The organism is Sulfitobacter sp. M85, assembly GCF_029285915.1.
GTDB lineage: Bacteria > Pseudomonadota > Alphaproteobacteria > Rhodobacterales > Rhodobacteraceae > Sulfitobacter > Sulfitobacter faviae.
The window spans coordinates 1-19,191 of sequence record NZ_JABECQ010000014.1 but is presented as its reverse complement, the minus strand read 5'-3'; the positions used below and the strand labels follow the sequence as shown (position 1 = coordinate 19,191).

16 protein-coding genes are annotated in these 19,191 nt (G+C 60.3%); 15 read left to right on the top strand and 1 reads right to left on the bottom strand.

All coding sequences use genetic code 11. The features are described from left to right. Positions 1-485: 485 nt before the first annotated feature. The 11 genes from HKX24_RS17055 (at position 486) to HKX24_RS17005 (ending at position 14,676) form a co-directional block, all read left to right on the top strand. Positions 486-845: a hypothetical protein gene (locus tag HKX24_RS17055; protein WP_271692959.1), complete on the top strand. Its 360-nt coding sequence runs from the start codon at positions 486-488 to the stop codon at positions 843-845. A 76-nt stretch (positions 846-921) separates the two neighbouring features. Continuing rightward, a complete protein-coding gene (gene secE, locus HKX24_RS17050; protein WP_007118815.1) occupies positions 922-1,119 on the top strand; it encodes a preprotein translocase subunit SecE in 198 nt (65 codons plus the stop codon). A 207-nt stretch (positions 1,120-1,326) separates the two neighbouring features. Beyond that, entirely contained in the window at positions 1,327-1,860 is a 534-nt protein-coding gene (gene nusG / locus HKX24_RS17045) for a transcription termination/antitermination protein NusG (protein ID WP_067264099.1), read from the top strand. Positions 1,861-2,005: 145 nt separating this feature from the next. Beyond that, the gene (gene rplK, locus HKX24_RS17040) at positions 2,006-2,431 is read left to right on the top strand and encodes a 50S ribosomal protein L11 (protein WP_067622128.1); all 426 of its coding nucleotides are present in this window, start codon (positions 2,006-2,008) and stop codon (positions 2,429-2,431) included. Between the two features lies 1 nt (position 2,432). Continuing rightward, the gene (gene rplA / locus HKX24_RS17035; RefSeq protein ID WP_168612833.1) at positions 2,433-3,131 is read left to right on the top strand and encodes a 50S ribosomal protein L1; all 699 of its coding nucleotides are present in this window, start codon (positions 2,433-2,435) and stop codon (positions 3,129-3,131) included. Between the two features lie 272 nt (positions 3,132-3,403). After that, positions 3,404-3,919: a 50S ribosomal protein L10 gene (rplJ, locus tag HKX24_RS17030; protein WP_067267943.1), complete on the top strand. Its 516-nt coding sequence runs from the start codon at positions 3,404-3,406 to the stop codon at positions 3,917-3,919. A 74-nt stretch (positions 3,920-3,993) separates the two neighbouring features. Further along, positions 3,994-4,365, top strand: coding sequence for a 50S ribosomal protein L7/L12 (gene rplL, locus HKX24_RS17025; RefSeq protein WP_067267945.1), 372 nt, complete (start codon positions 3,994-3,996; stop codon positions 4,363-4,365). Between the two features lie 243 nt (positions 4,366-4,608). Further along, positions 4,609-8,745 (top strand): DNA-directed RNA polymerase subunit beta, encoded by a 4,137-nt coding sequence (rpoB, locus tag HKX24_RS17020; RefSeq protein WP_271692960.1) that lies wholly within the window; start codon positions 4,609-4,611, stop codon positions 8,743-8,745. Positions 8,746-8,839: 94 nt separating this feature from the next. Next, positions 8,840-13,090 (top strand): DNA-directed RNA polymerase subunit beta', encoded by a 4,251-nt coding sequence (gene rpoC / locus HKX24_RS17015; RefSeq protein ID WP_067267948.1) that lies wholly within the window; start codon positions 8,840-8,842, stop codon positions 13,088-13,090. A 180-nt stretch (positions 13,091-13,270) separates the two neighbouring features. Continuing rightward, on the top strand, positions 13,271-13,675 hold the full coding sequence (locus HKX24_RS17010; RefSeq protein WP_271692961.1) for a response regulator: 405 nt from the start codon (positions 13,271-13,273) through the stop codon (positions 13,673-13,675). A gap of 113 nt (positions 13,676-13,788) precedes the next feature. Continuing rightward, positions 13,789-14,676, top strand: a complete 888-nt coding sequence (locus HKX24_RS17005; RefSeq protein WP_271692962.1) for a DMT family transporter — start codon at positions 13,789-13,791, stop codon at positions 14,674-14,676. Here HKX24_RS17005 and HKX24_RS17000 read toward each other — a convergent pair. After that, the gene (locus tag HKX24_RS17000) at positions 14,649-15,452 is read right to left on the bottom strand and encodes a putative rhamnosyl transferase (protein WP_271692963.1); all 804 of its coding nucleotides are present in this window, start codon (positions 15,450-15,452) and stop codon (positions 14,649-14,651) included. The genes HKX24_RS17005 and HKX24_RS17000 overlap by 28 nt on opposite strands. Before the next feature lie 401 nt (positions 15,453-15,853). Here HKX24_RS17000 and rpsL point away from each other — a divergent pair, with 401 nt between their 5' ends. The 4 genes from rpsL to HKX24_RS16980 all read left to right on the top strand — a co-directional run. Next, positions 15,854-16,225: a 30S ribosomal protein S12 gene (gene rpsL, locus HKX24_RS16995; RefSeq protein WP_007118826.1), complete on the top strand. Its 372-nt coding sequence runs from the start codon at positions 15,854-15,856 to the stop codon at positions 16,223-16,225. 87 nt (positions 16,226-16,312) lie between these two features. Then, positions 16,313-16,783, top strand: coding sequence for a 30S ribosomal protein S7 (gene rpsG / locus HKX24_RS16990; protein WP_067267956.1), 471 nt, complete (start codon positions 16,313-16,315; stop codon positions 16,781-16,783). A gap of 65 nt (positions 16,784-16,848) precedes the next feature. Next, positions 16,849-18,975, top strand: coding sequence for an elongation factor G (gene fusA, locus HKX24_RS16985; protein ID WP_271692964.1), 2,127 nt, complete (start codon positions 16,849-16,851; stop codon positions 18,973-18,975). A 93-nt stretch (positions 18,976-19,068) separates the two neighbouring features. Beyond that, on the top strand, positions 19,069-19,191 hold a 123-nt coding region (locus HKX24_RS16980), incomplete at its 3' end, for a GTP-binding protein (protein ID WP_276153375.1).

The following is a 19,191-nucleotide window of genomic DNA, read 5'->3' as shown; positions in this document are numbered from 1 at the left end:
CCGGTGCCATCCATTACCATCCGCACGGCGCGCTCGCGCACTTCTGGTGAATACTTGTTCGTTGTCTTTGTCATGATGCTCCATCCTACTCATGAGTTGGAGCCTCCGACAAACCCGGCGCGGTTCAGTTGGAGGGGGAGTGATGCCCAATAACTGTCTATTTTCCGCCCTTCACTTGGCGCAATGGATCGGTAACTCTTTCGCAACTGCGTAGAGAGACTGATATGACGCCCCCCATTGATAAGGCTGCCACTTCTTCGTCCGACTTGGACCCCGCCGCGATGTCTGCGATTCGGAATGTCATGGCAGATGCGGAGAGTGCTCCGGACCCACGCGCCGGTTCGGGGCCGGCAGAGCCGCCGGTGGCCCCTCGGCGGCCGGGGCGCGTGGCTTTTCCGGATTTGCCGGTGCCGGAAGCCGTTGACGTTAAAATTAGGAAGGCGTCACGCCGTAGGATTCGTGCGAAACGTCCTCCGGCCCGGGCGGTGATCCTCAGCCTTCTGGCACTGGCGGTGGTTCTGCGCCCTTGGTTGGTGTTCGGCGTGCTATTCATCACCGTGTTTATCGTGTTGGGGGTCTTCCTCGCCCTCGGTTATGACGGATTTTGGCAGCGGGCGATGGCGCTTGGGCGCTGGTATGCCGCGCGGCAGCCCGAGCCCGCGGCGGCGCTTCATGCACGGTTGGATGCTTTCGCGATGAAATGGGACGCCGTGCTTGATCGATTCCCCGAAGGCACCGTCGACGGGTTGTATCTTCCCGACTTTGGCAAGGTGGCGGCGGCTGAAGCGCGGCATGACGCGGCGCTTGACCGCCGGTTCGATCGTCTGCGCGACCCGGAAGCCTGAGGCGCGCGCGAAGATGTCTTGAAACTAGGGGGCGGACCCGTTACATCCGCCCAATCGGGCAACAGGGAAAGATGTCATGGCCACCACCAATCCGCTTCAGTTCATCCAGCAGGTTCGCACCGAAGTTGCAAAGGTTGTTTGGCCGACAAAGCGCGAAGTGATGCTGACCACGGTGATGGTCTTTATCCTTGCCGCGCTGACAGCTGTTTTCTTTGCAATTGTCGATATCCTGATCCGCGGCGGCTTGCAGCAGATCCTTGGGATGTTCGGCTGAGCACCGCCCGCATGGGTGATTTTATCTTTACACCCTTGAAACCTGCGTCTGCGCGGGCTATTGCGCAGACCTGACCTGAAAAGGGCGTGCGGCGATTCGAGTTGCGCGCCGATTTTTTGTTCAGATGTTGCGGGGCTTGGCCCCCGTGTTGATTGACGAATTTCATGCCGGGGCAGCCCGCATGGCAAGACAGGGACCAGAGTTCAGATGGCAAAACGGTGGTATTCGGTCAGTGTCCTGTCGAACTTCGAAAAGAAGATCGCCGAGCAGATCCGCGCGTCCGTGGCCGAGCAGGAACTTGAAGACCAGATCGACGAAGTGCTGGTGCCCACCGAAGAGGTGATCGAGGTCCGGCGCGGCAAGAAGGTGACAACCGAGCGTCGCTTCATGCCCGGCTATGTGCTGGTGCATATGGAAATGTCCGACGCAGGCTATCACCTGATCAACTCGATCAACCGCGTCACCGGGTTCCTTGGCCCGCAGGGCCGCCCGATGCCGATGCGCGATGCCGAGGTTCAGGCGATCCTGGGTCGCGTGCAGGAAGGCGAAGAAGCGCCGCGCACGCTGATCCACTTCGAGGTCGGTGAGAAAGTCAAAGTCGCCGATGGTCCTTTCGAGGATTTCGACGGCATGATCGAAGAGGTCGACGACGAGAACCAGCGTCTCAAGGTTTCGGTCTCGATCTTTGGCCGGGAGACCCCGGTTGAATTGGAATTCACTCAGGTCAACAAACAGGTCTGAGTGTGCGGCGGGGTTCACCCCGCCATCCCGGCACCTGAGGGCGTCGGTCATTGTGGGAGGGAAGGGGCGCCGCGGCGCCTAGGCCCGAACCACGCAACGAAGAACCCGCGGGGCGCGCCCCAAGGGTGTTGAAAGGAGAAGGCCAATGGCCAAGAAACTCGTCGGTACGATGAAGTTGCAAGTTAAAGCGGGTCAAGCAAACCCGTCCCCGCCCGTGGGCCCCGCCCTCGGTCAGCGCGGCATCAACATCATGGAATTCTGCAAGGCGTTCAACGCCAAGACCGCAGACATGGAGCCGGGCGCACCGTGCCCCACCGTGATCAGCTACTATCAGGACAAGTCCTTCACGATGGACATCAAGACGCCCCCGGCGTCCTACTACCTGAAGAAAGCTGCCAAGGTGAACTCCGGCGCGAAAACGCCCTCGCGTGAAACCGTTGGCACCGTGACGACCAAGCAGCTGCGCGAGATCGCAGAAGCAAAAGCCGCCGACCTGTCCGCGAACGACGTGGAAGCGGCGATGAAAATCATCCTGGGCTCCGCCCGGTCCATGGGCATCGAGGTGAAGTAAGATGGCAAAACTTGGAAAACGCACCCGCGCCGCCCGTGAAGCTTTTGCTGGCAAAGAAGAGATCACCGTCGAAGAAGCGGTAAGCCTCATCAAAGCGAACGCCACCGCGAAGTTCGACGAAACCATCGAGATCGCGATGAACCTCGGTGTTGACCCGCGTCACGCAGACCAGATGGTCCGCGGCGTTGTTGGCCTGCCCAACGGCACCGGCAAAACCATGCGCGTTGCTGTCTTCGCCCGTGGCGCGAAGGCTGAAGAAGCCGAGAAGGCTGGCGCAGATATCGTTGGCGCAGAAGACCTGATGGAAACCGTGCAGTCCGGCAAGATCGACTTCGATCGTTGCATCGCGACACCCGACATGATGCCGATCGTTGGCCGTCTGGGTAAAGTGCTTGGTCCGCGCAACCTGATGCCGAACCCCAAGGTCGGCACTGTGACCATGGACGTCGCCGACGCTGTGAAAGCGGCCAAGGGTGGTGAAGTTCAGTTCAAGGCCGAAAAGGGCGGTGTCGTCCACGCAGGCGTTGGCAAACTGTCCTTCGACGAAGCCAAGCTGGTTGAGAACATCCGTGCCTTCGTCGGCGCCGTGTCCAAAGCCAAGCCCGCCGGTGCCAAGGGCACCTACATGAAAAAGATCAACCTGAGCTCCACAATGGGCCCGGGCGTGTCGGTCGCTGTCGAGAACGCGACTGCCGAGTGATCCTGTGGGGTGGGGGCCAGCCTCCCACCTTACGACCCGAGATTTGGCGGCTTCGGTCGCCAGATACGCAAGGACCAGAACATCGGTCCGCGCGTCTGTCCGAGACGGAGGGTTTGGGCTTTGGCCTGAATAATTCCTTCCTGAGATGGGAAACCGGAAATTCCTGCCTTCGGGCGGTTTTGGCCGGGACCCTGACATTGGACCCGAATGGGGTGCAGAAGACCGCATCCTGAACTGAGCCGGGGGGCAACCCCCAAATTTGGAGTGAAACTGTGGATAGAGCACAAAAAGAACAGTTGGTCGACGAACTCGGCCAAATCTTTGAAAGCTCTGGCGTCGTTGTGGTTAGCCACTACGTCGGTTTGACAGTTGCCGAAATGCAGGACCTTCGGGCGCGCGCACGCGCAGCCGGTGGGGCCGTGCGTGTTGCCAAAAACAGGCTCGCCAAGATCGCCCTTGAGGGCAAGCCATGCGAAAGCATTGCTGACCTTCTGACGGGTATGACCGTTCTGACCTACTCTGAGGATCCTGTGGCTGCGGCCAAGGTTGCTCAGGAGTTCGCCAAGGAAAACAGCAAGCTTGTTATCCTCGGCGGCGCAATGGGTGAGAACGCGTTGGACGCCGCCGGTGTCGAAGCCGTGTCGAAAATGCCTTCGCGCGAGGAGCTTATCTCCTCCATCGCGGGCATGCTCGGCGCACCTGCTTCGAACATCGCCGGGGCCATTGGCGCACCTGCAAGCAACATCGCATCCATCTTGTCCACCATCGAGGACAAGGCGGCTGCGTAAGGCAAATCGTCAAACTGGCGCACGGGTTGAACACGCGCGTTGGAACACACATATCGTAACGGAAAGAGCTAAACATGGCTGATCTGAAAAAACTGGCAGAAGACATCGTTGGTCTGACTCTGCTTGAAGCACAAGAACTGAAAACCATCCTGAAAGACGAGTACGGCATCGAGCCCGCCGCTGGCGGCGCAGTGATGATGGCCGGCCCTGCTGAAGGTGGCGCTGCCGAAGAAGAAAAGACCGAATTTGACGTCGTTCTGAAGAACGCCGGCGCATCCAAGATCAACGTGATCAAGGAAGTCCGCGGCATCACAGGTCTCGGCCTGAAAGAAGCCAAAGACCTGGTCGAAGCCGGTGGCAAGATCAAAGAAGGCGTCGACAAAGCCGAAGCCGAAGACATCAAAGGCAAGCTGGAAGCAGCTGGCGCCGAAGTCGAGCTGGCCTAAGCCAGAGGTGCGTGTCCTCACGCACCACGCATGAACAAGGGCTGGACGGGAATTTTCCTGTCCAGCCTGACCTGTTTTGACGAATGTTCCCCGCGGGAGCATTTCTCTGGAGAGGTCCAAGGTCGGAAGGGGTGCAGTGGGACGCATTCCAAGAATTGACCCGGATTTTCCGCTCTTATGGGCGCGCACCACGGCCCCGGTGGTTGATGCGCTCGGCGAGAGACACGAAAGGTGACACGACACATGGCACAATCCTTCCTTGGCCAGAAACGTCTGCGTAAATATTACGGCAAGATCCGCGAAGTGCTGGAGATGCCGAACCTCATCGAGGTTCAGAAATCCTCCTATGATCTGTTCCTGAATTCCGGCGACGCCGAGACCCCCACCGATGGTGAGGGGATCACGGGCGTTTTCCAGTCGGTCTTCCCGATCAAGGACTTTAACGAGACTTCGGTACTCGAATACGTCAAGTACGAGCTGGAAAAGCCCAAGTACGACGTTGAGGAATGCCAGCAGCGCGACATGACCTACAGCGCGCCTTTGAAGGTGACACTGCGCCTCATCGTGTTCGATGTGGACGAAGACACCGGCGCCAAGTCCGTCAAGGACATCAAGGAGCAGGACGTCTTCATGGGTGACATGCCCCTGATGACCCCGAACGGCACCTTTGTCGTCAACGGCACCGAGCGTGTGATCGTCTCCCAGATGCACCGCTCCCCGGGCGTGTTCTTCGACCACGACAAGGGCAAGACCCACTCCTCGGGCAAGCTGCTCTTCGCATGCCGCATCATTCCCTACCGCGGCTCCTGGCTGGACTTCGAGTTCGACGCCAAGGACATCGTCTATGCCCGCATCGACCGTCGCCGCAAGCTGCCGGTGACGACCCTGCTCTATGCCCTGGGGCTGGACCAAGAAGGCATCATGAATGCCTATTACAACACCGTCACCTTCAAGCTGGAGAAGAACAAGGGTTGGGTTGCGCCCTTCTTCCCCGACCGCGTGCGCGGCACCCGGCCGACCTACGATCTGATCGACGCCAACACCGGCGAGATCCTCTTCGAGGCTGGCAAAAAGGTCACCCCCCGTGCCGTCAAGAAGCTGCTCGACGAAGGCAAGGTCAAGGAACTGCTGCTGCCCTTCGACCACATCGTCGGCAAGTTCGTCGCGCGTGACATCATCAACGAGGAAACCGGTGCGATCTACGTCGAGGCCGGTGACGAGTTGACGCTGGAATACGACAAGGACGGCACGCTGATCGGCGGCACCGCGAAGGAGCTGATCGACGCGGGCATCACCGAGATTCCGCTGCTGGACATCGACAACGTCAACGTCGGCCCCTACATGCGTAACACCATGGCGATGGACAAGAACATGAACCGCGACACCGCGCTCATGGACATCTACCGCGTCATGCGCCCGGGCGAGCCGCCCACCGTCGAGGCCGCCTCCGCGCTCTTCGACACGCTGTTCTTCGATAGCGAACGCTATGACCTCTCGGCTGTTGGCCGCGTGAAAATGAACATGCGTCTGGCCCTCGACAAGCCCGACACTCAGCGCACGCTGGACCGTGACGACATCGTCGCCTGCATCAAGGCGCTGGTTGACCTGCGCGATGGCCGTGGCGACATCGACGACATCGACCACCTCGGCAACCGTCGTGTGCGTTCTGTCGGCGAACTGATGGAAAACCAGTACCGCGTCGGCCTGCTGCGCATGGAGCGCGCGATCAAGGAGCGGATGTCCTCGGTCGAGATCGACACCGTGATGCCGCAAGACCTGATCAACGCCAAGCCGGCCGCAGCGGCGGTGCGTGAATTCTTCGGCTCCTCGCAGCTGTCGCAGTTCATGGACCAAACCAACCCGCTCTCGGAAGTGACGCACAAGCGTCGCCTCTCGGCGCTTGGGCCGGGCGGTCTGACCCGTGAGCGTGCGGGCTTTGAAGTGCGTGACGTTCACCCGACCCACTATGGTCGGATGTGCCCGATTGAAACGCCGGAAGGGCCGAACATTGGTCTGATTAACTCGCTGGCCACCTTTGCCCGCGTGAACAAATACGGCTTCATCGAAACGCCGTACCGCGTCGTCAAAGACAGCACCGTCACTGACGAAGTGCACTACATGTCCGCGACCGAGGAAATGCGTCACACCGTGGCGCAGGCGAACGCCAACCTCGACGAGAACATGAAGTTCGTGAACGAGATGGTCTCGACCCGTCAGTCCGGTGACTACACGCTGGCACCGACCGAGAACGTGGACCTCATCGACGTGAGCCCGAAGCAGTTGGTCTCGGTCGCCGCATCGTTGATCCCGTTCCTCGAAAACGACGACGCCAACCGCGCTCTTATGGGCTCGAACATGCAACGTCAGGCGGTTCCGCTTCTGCAAGCCGAGGCGCCGCTCGTCGGTACCGGCATCGAAGAAGTCGTGGCACGCGACTCTGGCGCTGCCTACACGGCACGCCGCGCGGGCATCATCGACCAGGTCGATGCTTCGCGTATTGTGATCCGGGCCACAGAAGACCTCGAGTTGGGCGACGCGGGTGTGGACATCTACCGCATGCGCAAGTTCCAGCGTTCGAACCAGAACACCTGCATCAACCAGCGTCCGCTGGTGAAAGTGGGCGAGAAGGTCACAAAGGGTCAGGTCATCGCGGATGGTCCGTCCACCGACATGGGTGAACTGGCGCTCGGCAAGAACGTCGTCGTCGCCTTCATGCCGTGGAATGGCTACAACTACGAAGACTCCATCCTGATCTCCGAGCGGATTTCCCGCGACGACGTCTTCACCTCGATCCACATCGAGGAATTCGAAGTCGCCGCGCGTGACACGAAGCTTGGGCCGGAAGAGATCACCCGCGACATCCCGAACGTCGGCGAGGAAGCTCTGCGCAACCTCGACGAAGCCGGTATCGTCTACATCGGTGCGGACGTTGAGCCGGGCGACATCCTTGTGGGCAAGATCACCCCGAAGGGCGAAAGCCCGATGACGCCGGAAGAAAAGCTTCTGCGCGCCATCTTCGGTGAGAAAGCCTCTGACGTGCGCGACACCTCGTTGCGTGTGAAGCCGGGCGATTTCGGCACCGTTGTCGAAGTGCGTGTCTTCAACCGTCACGGTGTTGAGAAAGACGAGCGTGCGCTGCAGATCGAGCGTGAGGAAGTCGAACGTCTGGCCCGTGACCGGGACGACGAGCTGGCGATCCTTGACCGCAACATCTACGCGCGTCTCAAGGATATGATCCTTGGCAAGATCGCCGTCAAAGGCCCCAAAGGCGTGAAGGCGAACAGCCAGATCACCGAGGAACTGCTGGAAACCCTGACCCGCGGTCAGTGGTGGCAGCTGGCCCTCGAGGACGAGGATGACGCCAAGATCGTCGAAGCCCTGAACGAGCAGTACGAGATCCAGAAACGGACCTTGGATGCGCGTTTCGAGGACAAGGTCGAGAAAGTCCGCCGTGGCGACGACCTGCCCCCGGGCGTGATGAAGATGGTCAAGGTCTTCGTGGCGGTGAAGCGCAAGCTGCAGCCGGGCGACAAGATGGCCGGTCGTCACGGGAACAAGGGTGTGATCTCGAAAGTGGTGCCGATGGAGGACATGCCGTTCCTCGCCGATGGTACCCCGGTCGACTTCTGCCTCAACCCGCTGGGTGTGCCATCGCGTATGAACGTCGGTCAGATCCTCGAGACGCATATGGGTTGGGCCGCACGCGGTCTGGGCCTGAACGTTGATGAGGCGCTGCAGGAATACCGCCGCTCGGGCGACCTGACCCCGGTGCGCGAAGCGATGCAGCTGGCCTATGGCGAGGATGTCTACGAAGAAGGCATCACCGGCATGGACGAGGACACGCTGCTGGAAGCGGCTGACAACGTACGCCGCGGCGTGCCGATCGCCACACCGGTCTTCGACGGCGCCAAGGAAGCGGACGTGAACGACAGCCTCAAGCGGGCCGGGTTCGACACCTCCGGTCAGTCGGTGCTCTTCGATGGTCGTACAGGCGAGCAGTTCGCGCGTCCGGTGACCGTTGGCGTCAAGTACCTGCTGAAGCTGCACCACCTGGTGGACGACAAGATCCACGCGCGTTCGACCGGGCCGTACTCCCTCGTCACACAGCAGCCGCTGGGTGGTAAGGCACAGTTCGGTGGCCAGCGCTTTGGTGAGATGGAAGTCTGGGCTCTCGAAGCTTACGGCGCCGCTTACACATTGCAGGAAATGCTGACCGTCAAGTCGGACGACGTCGCGGGCCGGACCAAGGTCTATGAAAGCATCGTCAAGGGCGAGGATAACTTCGAAGCGGGCATTCCGGAGAGCTTTAACGTTCTCGTCAAGGAAGTGCGCGGCCTCGGCCTGAATATGGAACTCCTGGATGCGGAGGAGGATGAGTGAGGCATAGACGGAATTTTTTAAAAATTCCGGGCCGTTTTCTTTCAAAGAGAACGGCACCCCTCACTCCCAACGCACCCCTTTCAAGGATTTGAAAATGAACCAGGAACTGACAAACAACCCGTTCAACCCGCTGACGCCGCAAAAAGCGTTTGACGAAATCAAGGTCTCCTTGGCCTCGCCCGAGCGGATCCTCAGCTGGTCCTTCGGCGAGATCAAAAAGCCGGAAACCATCAACTACCGTACGTTCAAGCCTGAGCGTGACGGCCTGTTCTGCGCGCGTATCTTTGGCCCGATCAAAGACTACGAATGCCTCTGCGGCAAATATAAGCGCATGAAGTATCGCGGCGTCGTCTGCGAGAAATGCGGTGTGGAAGTCACGCTGCAAAAGGTCCGCCGTGAGCGTATGGGCCACATCGAGCTGGCCTCGCCGGTGGCGCACATCTGGTTCCTCAAGTCGCTGCCCTCGCGCATCGGCCTGATGCTGGACATGACCCTGCGTGACCTCGAGCGCGTGCTCTACTTCGAGAACTACGTCGTGATCGAGCCGGGCCTCACCGATCTTCAATACGGTCAGATGATGACCGAAGAAGAATATATGGACGCGCAAGACGCCTATGGCATGGACGCTTTCACCGCCAACATCGGCGCCGAAGCGATCCGCGAAATGCTGGCGGCGATCGACCTTGAAGCCGAAGCCGAGAACCTGCGTGCCGATCTGAAAGAGGCGACAGGCGAGCTGAAGCCCAAGAAGATCATCAAGCGTCTGAAAGTGGTCGAGAGCTTCCTTGAGTCCGGCAACCGCCCGGAGTGGATGGTCATGACCGTGATCCCGGTCATCCCGCCCGAGCTGCGCCCGCTGGTGCCGCTGGACGGTGGCCGCTTCGCGACCTCCGACCTGAACGACCTGTACCGCCGGGTGATCAACCGGAACAACCGTCTGAAGCGGCTGATCGAACTGCGCGCGCCCGACATCATCGTCCGCAACGAAAAGCGGATGCTGCAAGAATCGGTCGACGCACTCTTCGACAACGGCCGCCGTGGCCGCGTCATCACGGGTGCCAACAAGCGCCCGCTGAAGTCGCTGTCGGACATGCTGAAAGGCAAACAGGGCCGCTTCCGTCAGAACCTTTTGGGTAAGCGTGTCGACTTTTCGGGCCGTTCGGTCATTGTGACCGGCCCGGAGTTGAAGCTGCATCAATGTGGTCTGCCCAAGAAGATGGCGCTCGAACTGTTCAAGCCGTTCATCTACTCGCGGCTTGAGGCCAAAGGTCTGTCCTCTACCGTGAAACAGGCTAAGAAGCTGGTCGAGAAAGAGCGCCCCGAGGTTTGGGACATTCTTGATGAGGTGATCCGTGAACACCCCGTCATGCTCAACCGCGCGCCGACGCTGCACCGTCTGGGCATTCAGGCGTTCGAACCCGTCCTGATTGAAGGCAAGGCGATCCAGCTGCACCCGCTGGTCTGCTCGGCCTTCAACGCCGACTTCGACGGTGACCAGATGGCTGTTCACGTCCCGCTCTCGCTGGAAGCCCAGTTGGAAGCGCGTGTTCTGATGATGTCCACGAACAACGTTCTGTCGCCTGCAAACGGCGCGCCGATCATCGTGCCGTCGCAGGATATGATCTTGGGTCTCTACTACACGACCCTTGAGCGTGAAGGCATGGTTGGCGAAGGCATGGTCTTCGGCTCCGTCGACGAGGTGCAGCACGCCCTCGACGCCGGTGCGGTTCACCTGCACTCGAAGATCAAGGCGCGGATCAAACAGATCGACGCTGAAGGCAACGAAGTGATGATGCGCTTTGACACGACCCCCGGTCGTATCCGCCTTGGTGCGCTTCTGCCGCTGAACGCCAAAGCGCCGTTTGATCTGGTCAACCGTTTGCTGCGCAAGAAAGAAGTGCAGCAGGTCATTGACACCGTCTACCGTTACTGCGGTCAGAAAGAGTCGGTCATCTTCTGTGACCAGATCATGACCATGGGTTTCCGCGAAGCTTTCAAAGCGGGCATCTCCTTCGGCAAAGACGACATGCTGATCCCCGACACCAAATGGCCGCTGGTTGAAGAGACCCGCGAGCAGGTGAAGGACTTCGAACAGCAGTATATGGACGGCCTGATCACTCAGGGCGAAAAATACAACAAAGTCGTCGATGCATGGTCGAAGTGTAACGACAAGGTGACCGAGGCGATGATGGGCTCCATCTCCGCCGTGACTCACCATGAGAACGGTTCCGAGAAAGAGCCGAACTCGGTCTACATGATGGCTCACTCCGGTGCTCGTGGCTCGGTCACGCAGATGAAACAGCTGGGCGGGATGCGCGGCTTGATGGCGAAGCCGAACGGCGACATCATCGAGACGCCGATTATCTCGAACTTTAAAGAAGGTCTGACCGTTCTCGAGTACTTCAACTCGACACACGGTGCGCGGAAAGGTCTGTCGGATACCGCTCTGAAAACAGCGAACTCCGGTTACCTGACACGCCGTCTGGTGGACGTGGCGCAAGACTGCATCGTGCGCGAGCATGACTGCGGCACCGAAACCGCGATCACCGCCGAAGCGGCTGTCAACGATGGTGAGGTTGTCTCCTCGCTGGCCGAGCGTCTGCTGGGCCGTGTTGCGGCGGATGACATTCTGGTGCCCGGCACCGAGGATGTTCTGGTGCCCGCAGGTACGCTGATCGACGAGCGCATGTCGGATGCCATCGACGAAGCCGGCGTGCAGTCCGCACGGATCCGCAGCCCGCTGACCTGTGATGCCGAAGAGGGCGTCTGCGCCATGTGCTATGGCCGTGACCTCGCACGCGGCACACTGGTCAACCAAGGTGAGGCCGTCGGCATCATCGCGGCCCAGTCGATTGGTGAACCCGGTACACAGCTGACGATGCGGACCTTCCACATCGGCGGTGTTGCGCAGGGTGGTCAGCAGTCCTTCCTTGAGGCCAGCCAGTCGGGCAAGGTCGCTTTCGAGAACGCACAGACGCTTGAAAACAGCGCTGGTGAAGTGCTCGTCATGGGCCGGAACATGAAGCTGTTGATCGTCGATGAGAATGGTGAGGAGCGGGCCAGCCACAAGATCGGCTACGGCACCAAGCTGCACGTCAAAGAAGGCGACGACGTGGCGCGCGGTGACAAGCTGTTCGAATGGGACCCTTACACCCTGCCGATCATCGCCGAGAAACCCGGTACGACCAAATACGTCGACCTGGTGTCGGGCATCGCGGTCAAGGAAGACACCGACGAAGCTACCGGCATGACCCAGAAGATCGTGATCGACTGGCGCGCGGCCCCCAAGGGCAACGAGCTCAAGCCCGAGATCATCTTGGTGGGTGAAGATGGCGAACCGGTCCGCAACGATGCGGGCAACCCGGTGACCTATCCGATGTCGGTGGACGCTGTTCTCTCTGTCGAAGACCAGACGCAAGTTCAGGCCGGTGACATCATCGCGCGTATCCCGCGTGAAGGTGCCAAGACCAAGGACATTACCGGTGGTTTGCCGCGTGTGGCCGAACTCTTTGAGGCGCGTCGCCCCAAGGATCACGCCATCATTGCGGAAATCAACGGCTACGTCCGCTTCGGCAAGGACTACAAGAACAAGCGTCGCATCGCGATCGAAAGCGCGGATGATCCGGACGTGAAGGTTGAATACATGGTGCCCAAGGGGAAACACATCCCCGTGGCCGAAGGCGACTTCGTGCAGAAGGGTGACTACATCATGGATGGCAACCCCGCGCCGCACGACATCCTCGCGATCATGGGCGTCGAGGCCTTGGCCGAGTATATGATTGACGAAGTGCAGGACGTTTACCGCCTGCAGGGTGTGAAGATTAACGACAAACACATCGAAGTCATCGTCCGTCAGATGCTGCAGAAATGGGAAATCCAAGAAAGCGGCGACACCACGCTGCTCAAGGGCGAACACGTCGACAAGCAGGAGTTCGATCAGGCCAACGAGAAGGCACTCAAGAAAGGTGGCCGTCCCGCCAAGGGCGAACCGATCCTCTTGGGCATCACCAAGGCGTCGCTGCAGACCCGCAGCTTCATCTCTGCCGCGTCCTTCCAGGAAACAACGCGCGTGCTGACCGAAGCTTCGGTTCAGGGCAAGCGGGACAAGCTGGTCGGTCTGAAAGAGAACGTCATCGTGGGCCGTCTGATCCCCGCCGGGACCGGTGGCGCGACGCAGGCGATGCGCAAAGTGGCGACAGACCGCGACAATGTCGTGATCGAAGCGCGCCGCGAAGAGGCCGAAGCCGCCGCCCGTCTGGCTGCGCCGGAAGCCTCTGTGGAGGACGACATCGTCGGTGGCGATGTGTTCAACACGCCGGTCGGTGACGACGAGAGCCGCGATTGATCGCAGCATCGCATTGAAGAACAAAAGCCCCCGCAGTGACGCTGCGGGGGCTTTTTTATGGGGTGGGTAAATGCCGCGGCCAGACACCGCCCCGGGGGGCTGGTTTCTAAGGCCAAAGCCTTATATCCGCCACATAGTCCGAATAGGTTTGCAAAAGCTTAACCGTCGTAAGGTGCTTTGATGACGTCCCGCATTCTACATATCGACGACGACCCGATCGTCCTGGAACTGGTCAAGATGATCTTTTCCGACGACAGGTCGCTGAGCTTTGTCTCCTGCTTGAACGCCCGCGACGCGCTGGCGGTGGTCGATGATCTCAAGCCTGACCTGATCATCAGCGATATCTCCATGCCGGATATGGGCGGGTTGGAACTGGCCCATCGGTTTGGCGAGAATCCGGCCATTGCCGGGACGCCGATCATATTTCTCAGCGGGCGCACCCGCGATCTTGAGGTCTATGACGCCTTCCGCGATCTGGCGGCCACGGTGATGCAAAAGCCGGTCGATCCGGGGTTGCTGCGCAGCACGGTGCGCAATCTTCTGGCCAGCCAGCAGCAGCCGGTGGCGCAGGCTTCGAACCAGTAGAGCGCGCCAGTCTGGGCGGCGGGGGCCGCCGTTCTTGACAGCCCCCGTAGCCGCTGCCAGTCATTCGGGGGCGGCACTGATACAAGCCGCACCATTTTTCCCGGAGCGCTTTCATGTCCCCCAATACCATCGGCGCGCTGCTGATGATCGCCTCGATGGCCTGTTTCACGTTTAACGACACGCTGCTCAAAATGACCGACGGGGCGCTGCCCCTGTTTCAGCTGTTGTTCCTGCGGGGGGTGACGACTTCGGTGCTGATCTTGGCCCTTAGTCGGCAGCTTGGTCGGATCGATTTTCGACTTCAAGCGCGGGACTGGCAGGTCATCGGCCTGCGTTCGGTGGCCGAGATCGCGGCGGCATATTTCTTTCTCACCGCGTTGTTCAACATGCCTTTGGCGAATGTCACCGCCATCCTTCAGGTCGTGCCGCTTTCGGTGACGCTGGCGGCGGCGCTGGTGTTCCGGCAGGCGGTCGGCTGGCGGCGTTTGGTCGCCATCGGTATTGGTTTCTGCGGCGTGCTGTTGATCGTCAAGCCGGGGGCGGAAGGGTTCAATATCTGGTCGATCTACGTGCTGATCGCCGTGCTCTGCGTGACGGTCCGTGACCTGTCGACCCGCGCCTTGTCACCGGCGGTACCCTCGATGACCGTGACTTTCGTGACCGCCCTGTCGGTGATGACGGCGGCGGGTTTGGCGTCGCTGAGCGCGCCTTGGGCCCCGGTGACGCCCTCGGTCGCCGCGCTGATCGGCGGCTCAGGAGTCTTTGTGCTAGGCGGCTATTTCTTCTCGATCCAAGTGATGCGGGTGGGCGATATCGGCTTCATCGCGCCGTTTCGCTACACCGGCCTGCTCTGGGCGCTCTTGCTGGGCTGGGTCGTCTTTGGTGACTGGCCGGGGGCCTTGACCCTCATCGGCGCGGGGATCGTGGTGGCCACGGGGGTCTTCACCCTGTACCGGGAGCGGAAGTTGAAAGTTCAGGCCGAGAAGACGCGCCGCACCTGAGCTTGGTCGATGGCGAAACGCTCCTGAAACAGCGCTTCGCCTTCGGCATCCAGAGGGGCCACCTCTACATGCCGCGCCAGCCCTTGCCGCGAATCGTTCGAGCCGTTGTGGCTGCGCACGAACATTGCGGCATCGGGCAGGCTGACGCAGGGCATGAAGCGCGGCAGTTTCTCATGGGCGAAGTTCATGATGGTGAGCGGGCTGCCGCCCTTCACATACATCGCCAGTGCCGCGACGTTCAGCGGGCGGTACACTTCGGCGGCGCGGATGCCCTGCGGGCCGAATTCCGCGATATAGCCCTTGGGCCAGTCAAAGGTGACCGAACGCTGGCCTTTCAGCAGACCCGCGCTTTGCGCGACCGTCTGGCGCAGCCGCGCGATGAAGTCGACCGAGACCGCATCGTCATCGTCGTAGCGGAACTGTAGGCAGGGCTCGGCCGGGTTGATCCGCGCGGCGTTCAGCACCTCCTTCATCACCTCCCGATGATTGCGCGGCGGCTCGCGATGAATAACCGCCTGCGGCAGATCGGCCAGCAACGATTCGAGGCGTCGGGCGTGGCGCTCGGGAAACTGGTCTCCGATCACGAAGACCATGGAGAAATCCGGGTCTGTCTGCGCTTTCAGGCAGGGCAAAGCGACGGTTTCGAGCAGGCGGAAACGTTCTTCGAGCCGGGCCGCATCATAGAGATAGGCGATGCGTTCCTCGGTGGTCTCGTGGCCGACCTGAAAGCCGCCCAAAGCCGGGTAGGAAAAGCGGCAAAGGCCGATCGCTTGCATGGAGATTTCCTTCTGTCCTTCGCCGGACTATGGCGAGCGGGGCAGGGGCGTGGCAAGGGTGGAATGTGCCACCCGGGCCCGGAACCAAGCCGCAGGCGCCGGGCCATCACCCAGCAAACCTCCGCGACCCCACCGGGGCCCACCTGTTGACAGGCCCCGCGCAACGCTCTATACGCCCGCTATCTCGGAGGTGGAGGCCGCTCTGCCAGTCCGAATTCATAACTGAAGTGGTCACGATCCGGCCTACTACTGGCCCGATCCTCTGTTAACCCACCGCGTCGTTTTCCTCGGTACGGGAACGTTGCGGTCATTTTGCTTTGTGGACGCATGAAGTAACCGAAATTAGCCGCATGGGGGATCCCCCGTGTACACAATCTGAGCGATACGGGGATATAACCGGAATGCCAACGATCCAACAGCTGATCCGCAAGCCGCGGCAGCCGAAAGTCAAACGTTCGAAATCCATGCACCTGCAGGAGTGCCCGCAAAAGCGCGGCGTCTGCACACGCGTGTACACCACCACACCGAAGAAGCCGAACTCGGCTATGCGTAAGGTTGCCAAGGTGCGCCTGACCAACGGGTTCGAAGTGATCTCCTACATCCCGGGTGAGAGCCACAACCTTCAAGAACACTCCGTGGTTCTGATCCGCGGCGGTCGTGTAAAAGACCTTCCGGGTGTGCGTTACCACATCCTGCGCGGTGTTCTTGATACGCAGGGCGTGAAAGACCGTAAGCAGCGTCGTTCGAAGTACGGCGCGAAGCGTCCGAAGTAATCTCGCACCGGTGGGGCCCGCCCCCGCCGATCCACCCGATGTTCGGTGGGGCCGCGCCCCACCACCCGCCAAGAGGAAGACACTGACATGTCACGCCGCCACGCCGCTGAAAAACGCGAAGTCCTGCCAGACGCCAAATACGGCGATCTGGTTCTCACCAAATTCATGAACAACCTGATGATCGACGGCAAGAAATCTGTCGCCGAGCGCATCGTCTACAACGCGATGACCCGCGTCGAAGACAAGATCAAGCGCGCGCCGATCGAAGTGTTCCACGAAGCGCTGGAAAACATCCAGCCCTCCGTCGAAGTCCGGTCGCGCCGCGTCGGTGGTGCCACCTATCAGGTGCCCGTCGAAGTGCGCCCTGAGCGTCGTCAGGCGCTGGCGATCCGCTGGTTGATCAAAGCCGCCCGTGCGCGTAACGAAAACACCATGGAAGAACGCCTTGCCGGCGAGCTGCTGGACGCTGTGCAGTCCCGTGGTACCGCTGTTAAAAAGCGCGAAGATACGCACAAGATGGCCGACGCGAACAAAGCGTTCAGCCACTACCGCTGGTAATCTCAACGTCGTGCCCGGTTTCGGGCGCGATCCGTTCGTACTGATATTTTCGAGGAAGCAGCCCCATGGCACGCGACTATCCGCTCCAACGCTACCGCAACTTCGGCATCATGGCTCACATTGATGCCGGCAAAACCACTTGTTCCGAACGCATCCTGTTCTACACCGGCAAAAGCCACAACATCGGTGAGGTGCATGACGGCGCCGCAACCATGGACTGGATGGAGCAGGAACAAGAGCGCGGCATCACCATCACCTCCGCCGCGACCACCACTTTCTGGCAGCGTCAGGAAGAGCCCACAGCCGATGCGACATCCGACACCAAGTTCCGGATGAACATCATCGACACCCCCGGCCACGTTGACTTCACCATCGAAGTTGAGCGTTCGCTGGCCGTTCTCGACGGCGCGGTTGCCGTTCTCGACGCCAACGCCGGTGTTGAGCCGCAGACCGAAACCGTGTGGCGTCAGGCTGACCGCTACAAGGTTCCGCGTATCGTGTTCGTCAACAAGATGGACAAGATCGGCGCGGACTTCTTCAACTGCGTTCACATGATCAAGGACCGTACAGGCGCCACGCCTGCTCCGATCCAGATTCCGATCGGCGCCGAGAACGAGCTGGAAGGCATCGTCGACCTCGTGACCATGAAAGAATGGGTCTGGGCCGGTGAAGACCTCGGTGCCGCCTGGGAACAGCGCGAAATCCGTGACAGCCTGAAAGCGACCGCCGACGAATGGCGTGCCAAGCTCATCGAGACCGCGGTCGAGATGGACGACGAGGCGATGGAAAACTACCTGATGGACGGCGCCGAGCCGGACGTCGACACTCTGCGCGACCTGATCCGTAAGGGTACCCTGGCCATCAAGTTCATCCCCGTTCTCTGTGGCTCCGCCTTCAAGAACAAGGGTGTTCAGCCGCTCTTGAACGCGGTGATCGACTACCTGCCCAGCCCGCTGGACGTTGTCGACTACATGGGCTTCAAGCCGGGCGATGAGACCGAAACCCGTAACATCCCGCGCCGCGCGGACGATGACATGGCGTTCTCGGGCCTTGCGTTCAAAATCATGAACGACCCCTTCGTGGGCTCGCTGACCTTCACCCGCATCTACTCGGGCGTTCTGCGCAAGGGCGATACGCTTCTGAACTCGACCAAGGGTAAGAAAGAGCGCGTCGGTCGTATGATGATGATGCACTCCAACAACCGCGAGGAAATCGAAGAGGCCTTCGCGGGCGACATCATCGCGCTGGCGGGGCTCAAGGACACCACCACCGGTGACACGCTCTGCGCGCAGAACGATCCGGTCGTCCTCGAAACCATGACATTCCCCGATCCGGTGATCGAGATCGCGGTCGAGCCGAAAACCAAGGCCGACCAGGAAAAGATGTCTGCAGGTCTGGCCCGTCTGGCTGCCGAGGACCCCTCCTTCCGCGTCGAGACCGATCTGGAATCCGGTCAGACCATCATGAAGGGCATGGGCGAACTTCACCTCGACATCCTCGTCGACCGTCTGAAGCGTGAGTTCAAGGTTGAAGCGAACATCGGTGCGCCTCAGGTTGCCTATCGTGAGACCATCAGCCGCGAAGCCGAAATCACCTACACCCACAAGAAACAGTCGGGTGGTTCGGGTCAGTTCGGTGAGGTCAAGATGATCCTGACGCCGACCGAGCCGGGCGAAGGTTACTCCTTTGAGAGCCGCATCGTCGGTGGTGCCATTCCCAAGGAATACATCCCGGGCGTGGAAAAGGGTATCAAGTCGGTTCTTGACTCCGGTCCGCTGGCGGGCTTCCCGGTCATCGACTTCAAGGTTGCCCTGATCGACGGTAAGTTCCACGACGTTGACTCCAGTGTTCTGGCCTTCGAAATCGCCGCCCGTATGGGTATGCGCGAAGGCATGAAGAAAGCTGGCGCCAAGCTGCTGGAACCGATCATGAAGGTCGAAGTTGTGACCCCGGAAGAATACACCGGTGGCATCATCGGTGACCTGACATCCCGTCGCGGTCAGGTGCAGGGTCAAGATACGCGCGGCAACGCCATCGCGATCGACGCCTTCGTGCCGCTGGCCAACATGTTCGGCTACATCAACACCCTGCGTTCGATGTCGTCGGGTCGTGCGAACTTCACCATGCAGTTCGACCACTACGAACCCGTGCCGCAGAACATCTCGGACGAGATTCAGGCCAAGTTCGCTTAAGGAAATCGGCGCGTGGGAAACCGCGCGCCGACCCAAATCGTTGGGTGTGTGCTGCGCATACACCATTGAGAAAGACCAAAAGGAGCCAACACCATGGCAAAGGCAAAGTTTGAACGCACCAAACCGCACGTCAACATCGGCACGATCGGCCACGTTGACCACGGTAAAACCACGCTGACCGCGGCGATCACCAAGTACTTCGGTGACTTCCAAGCG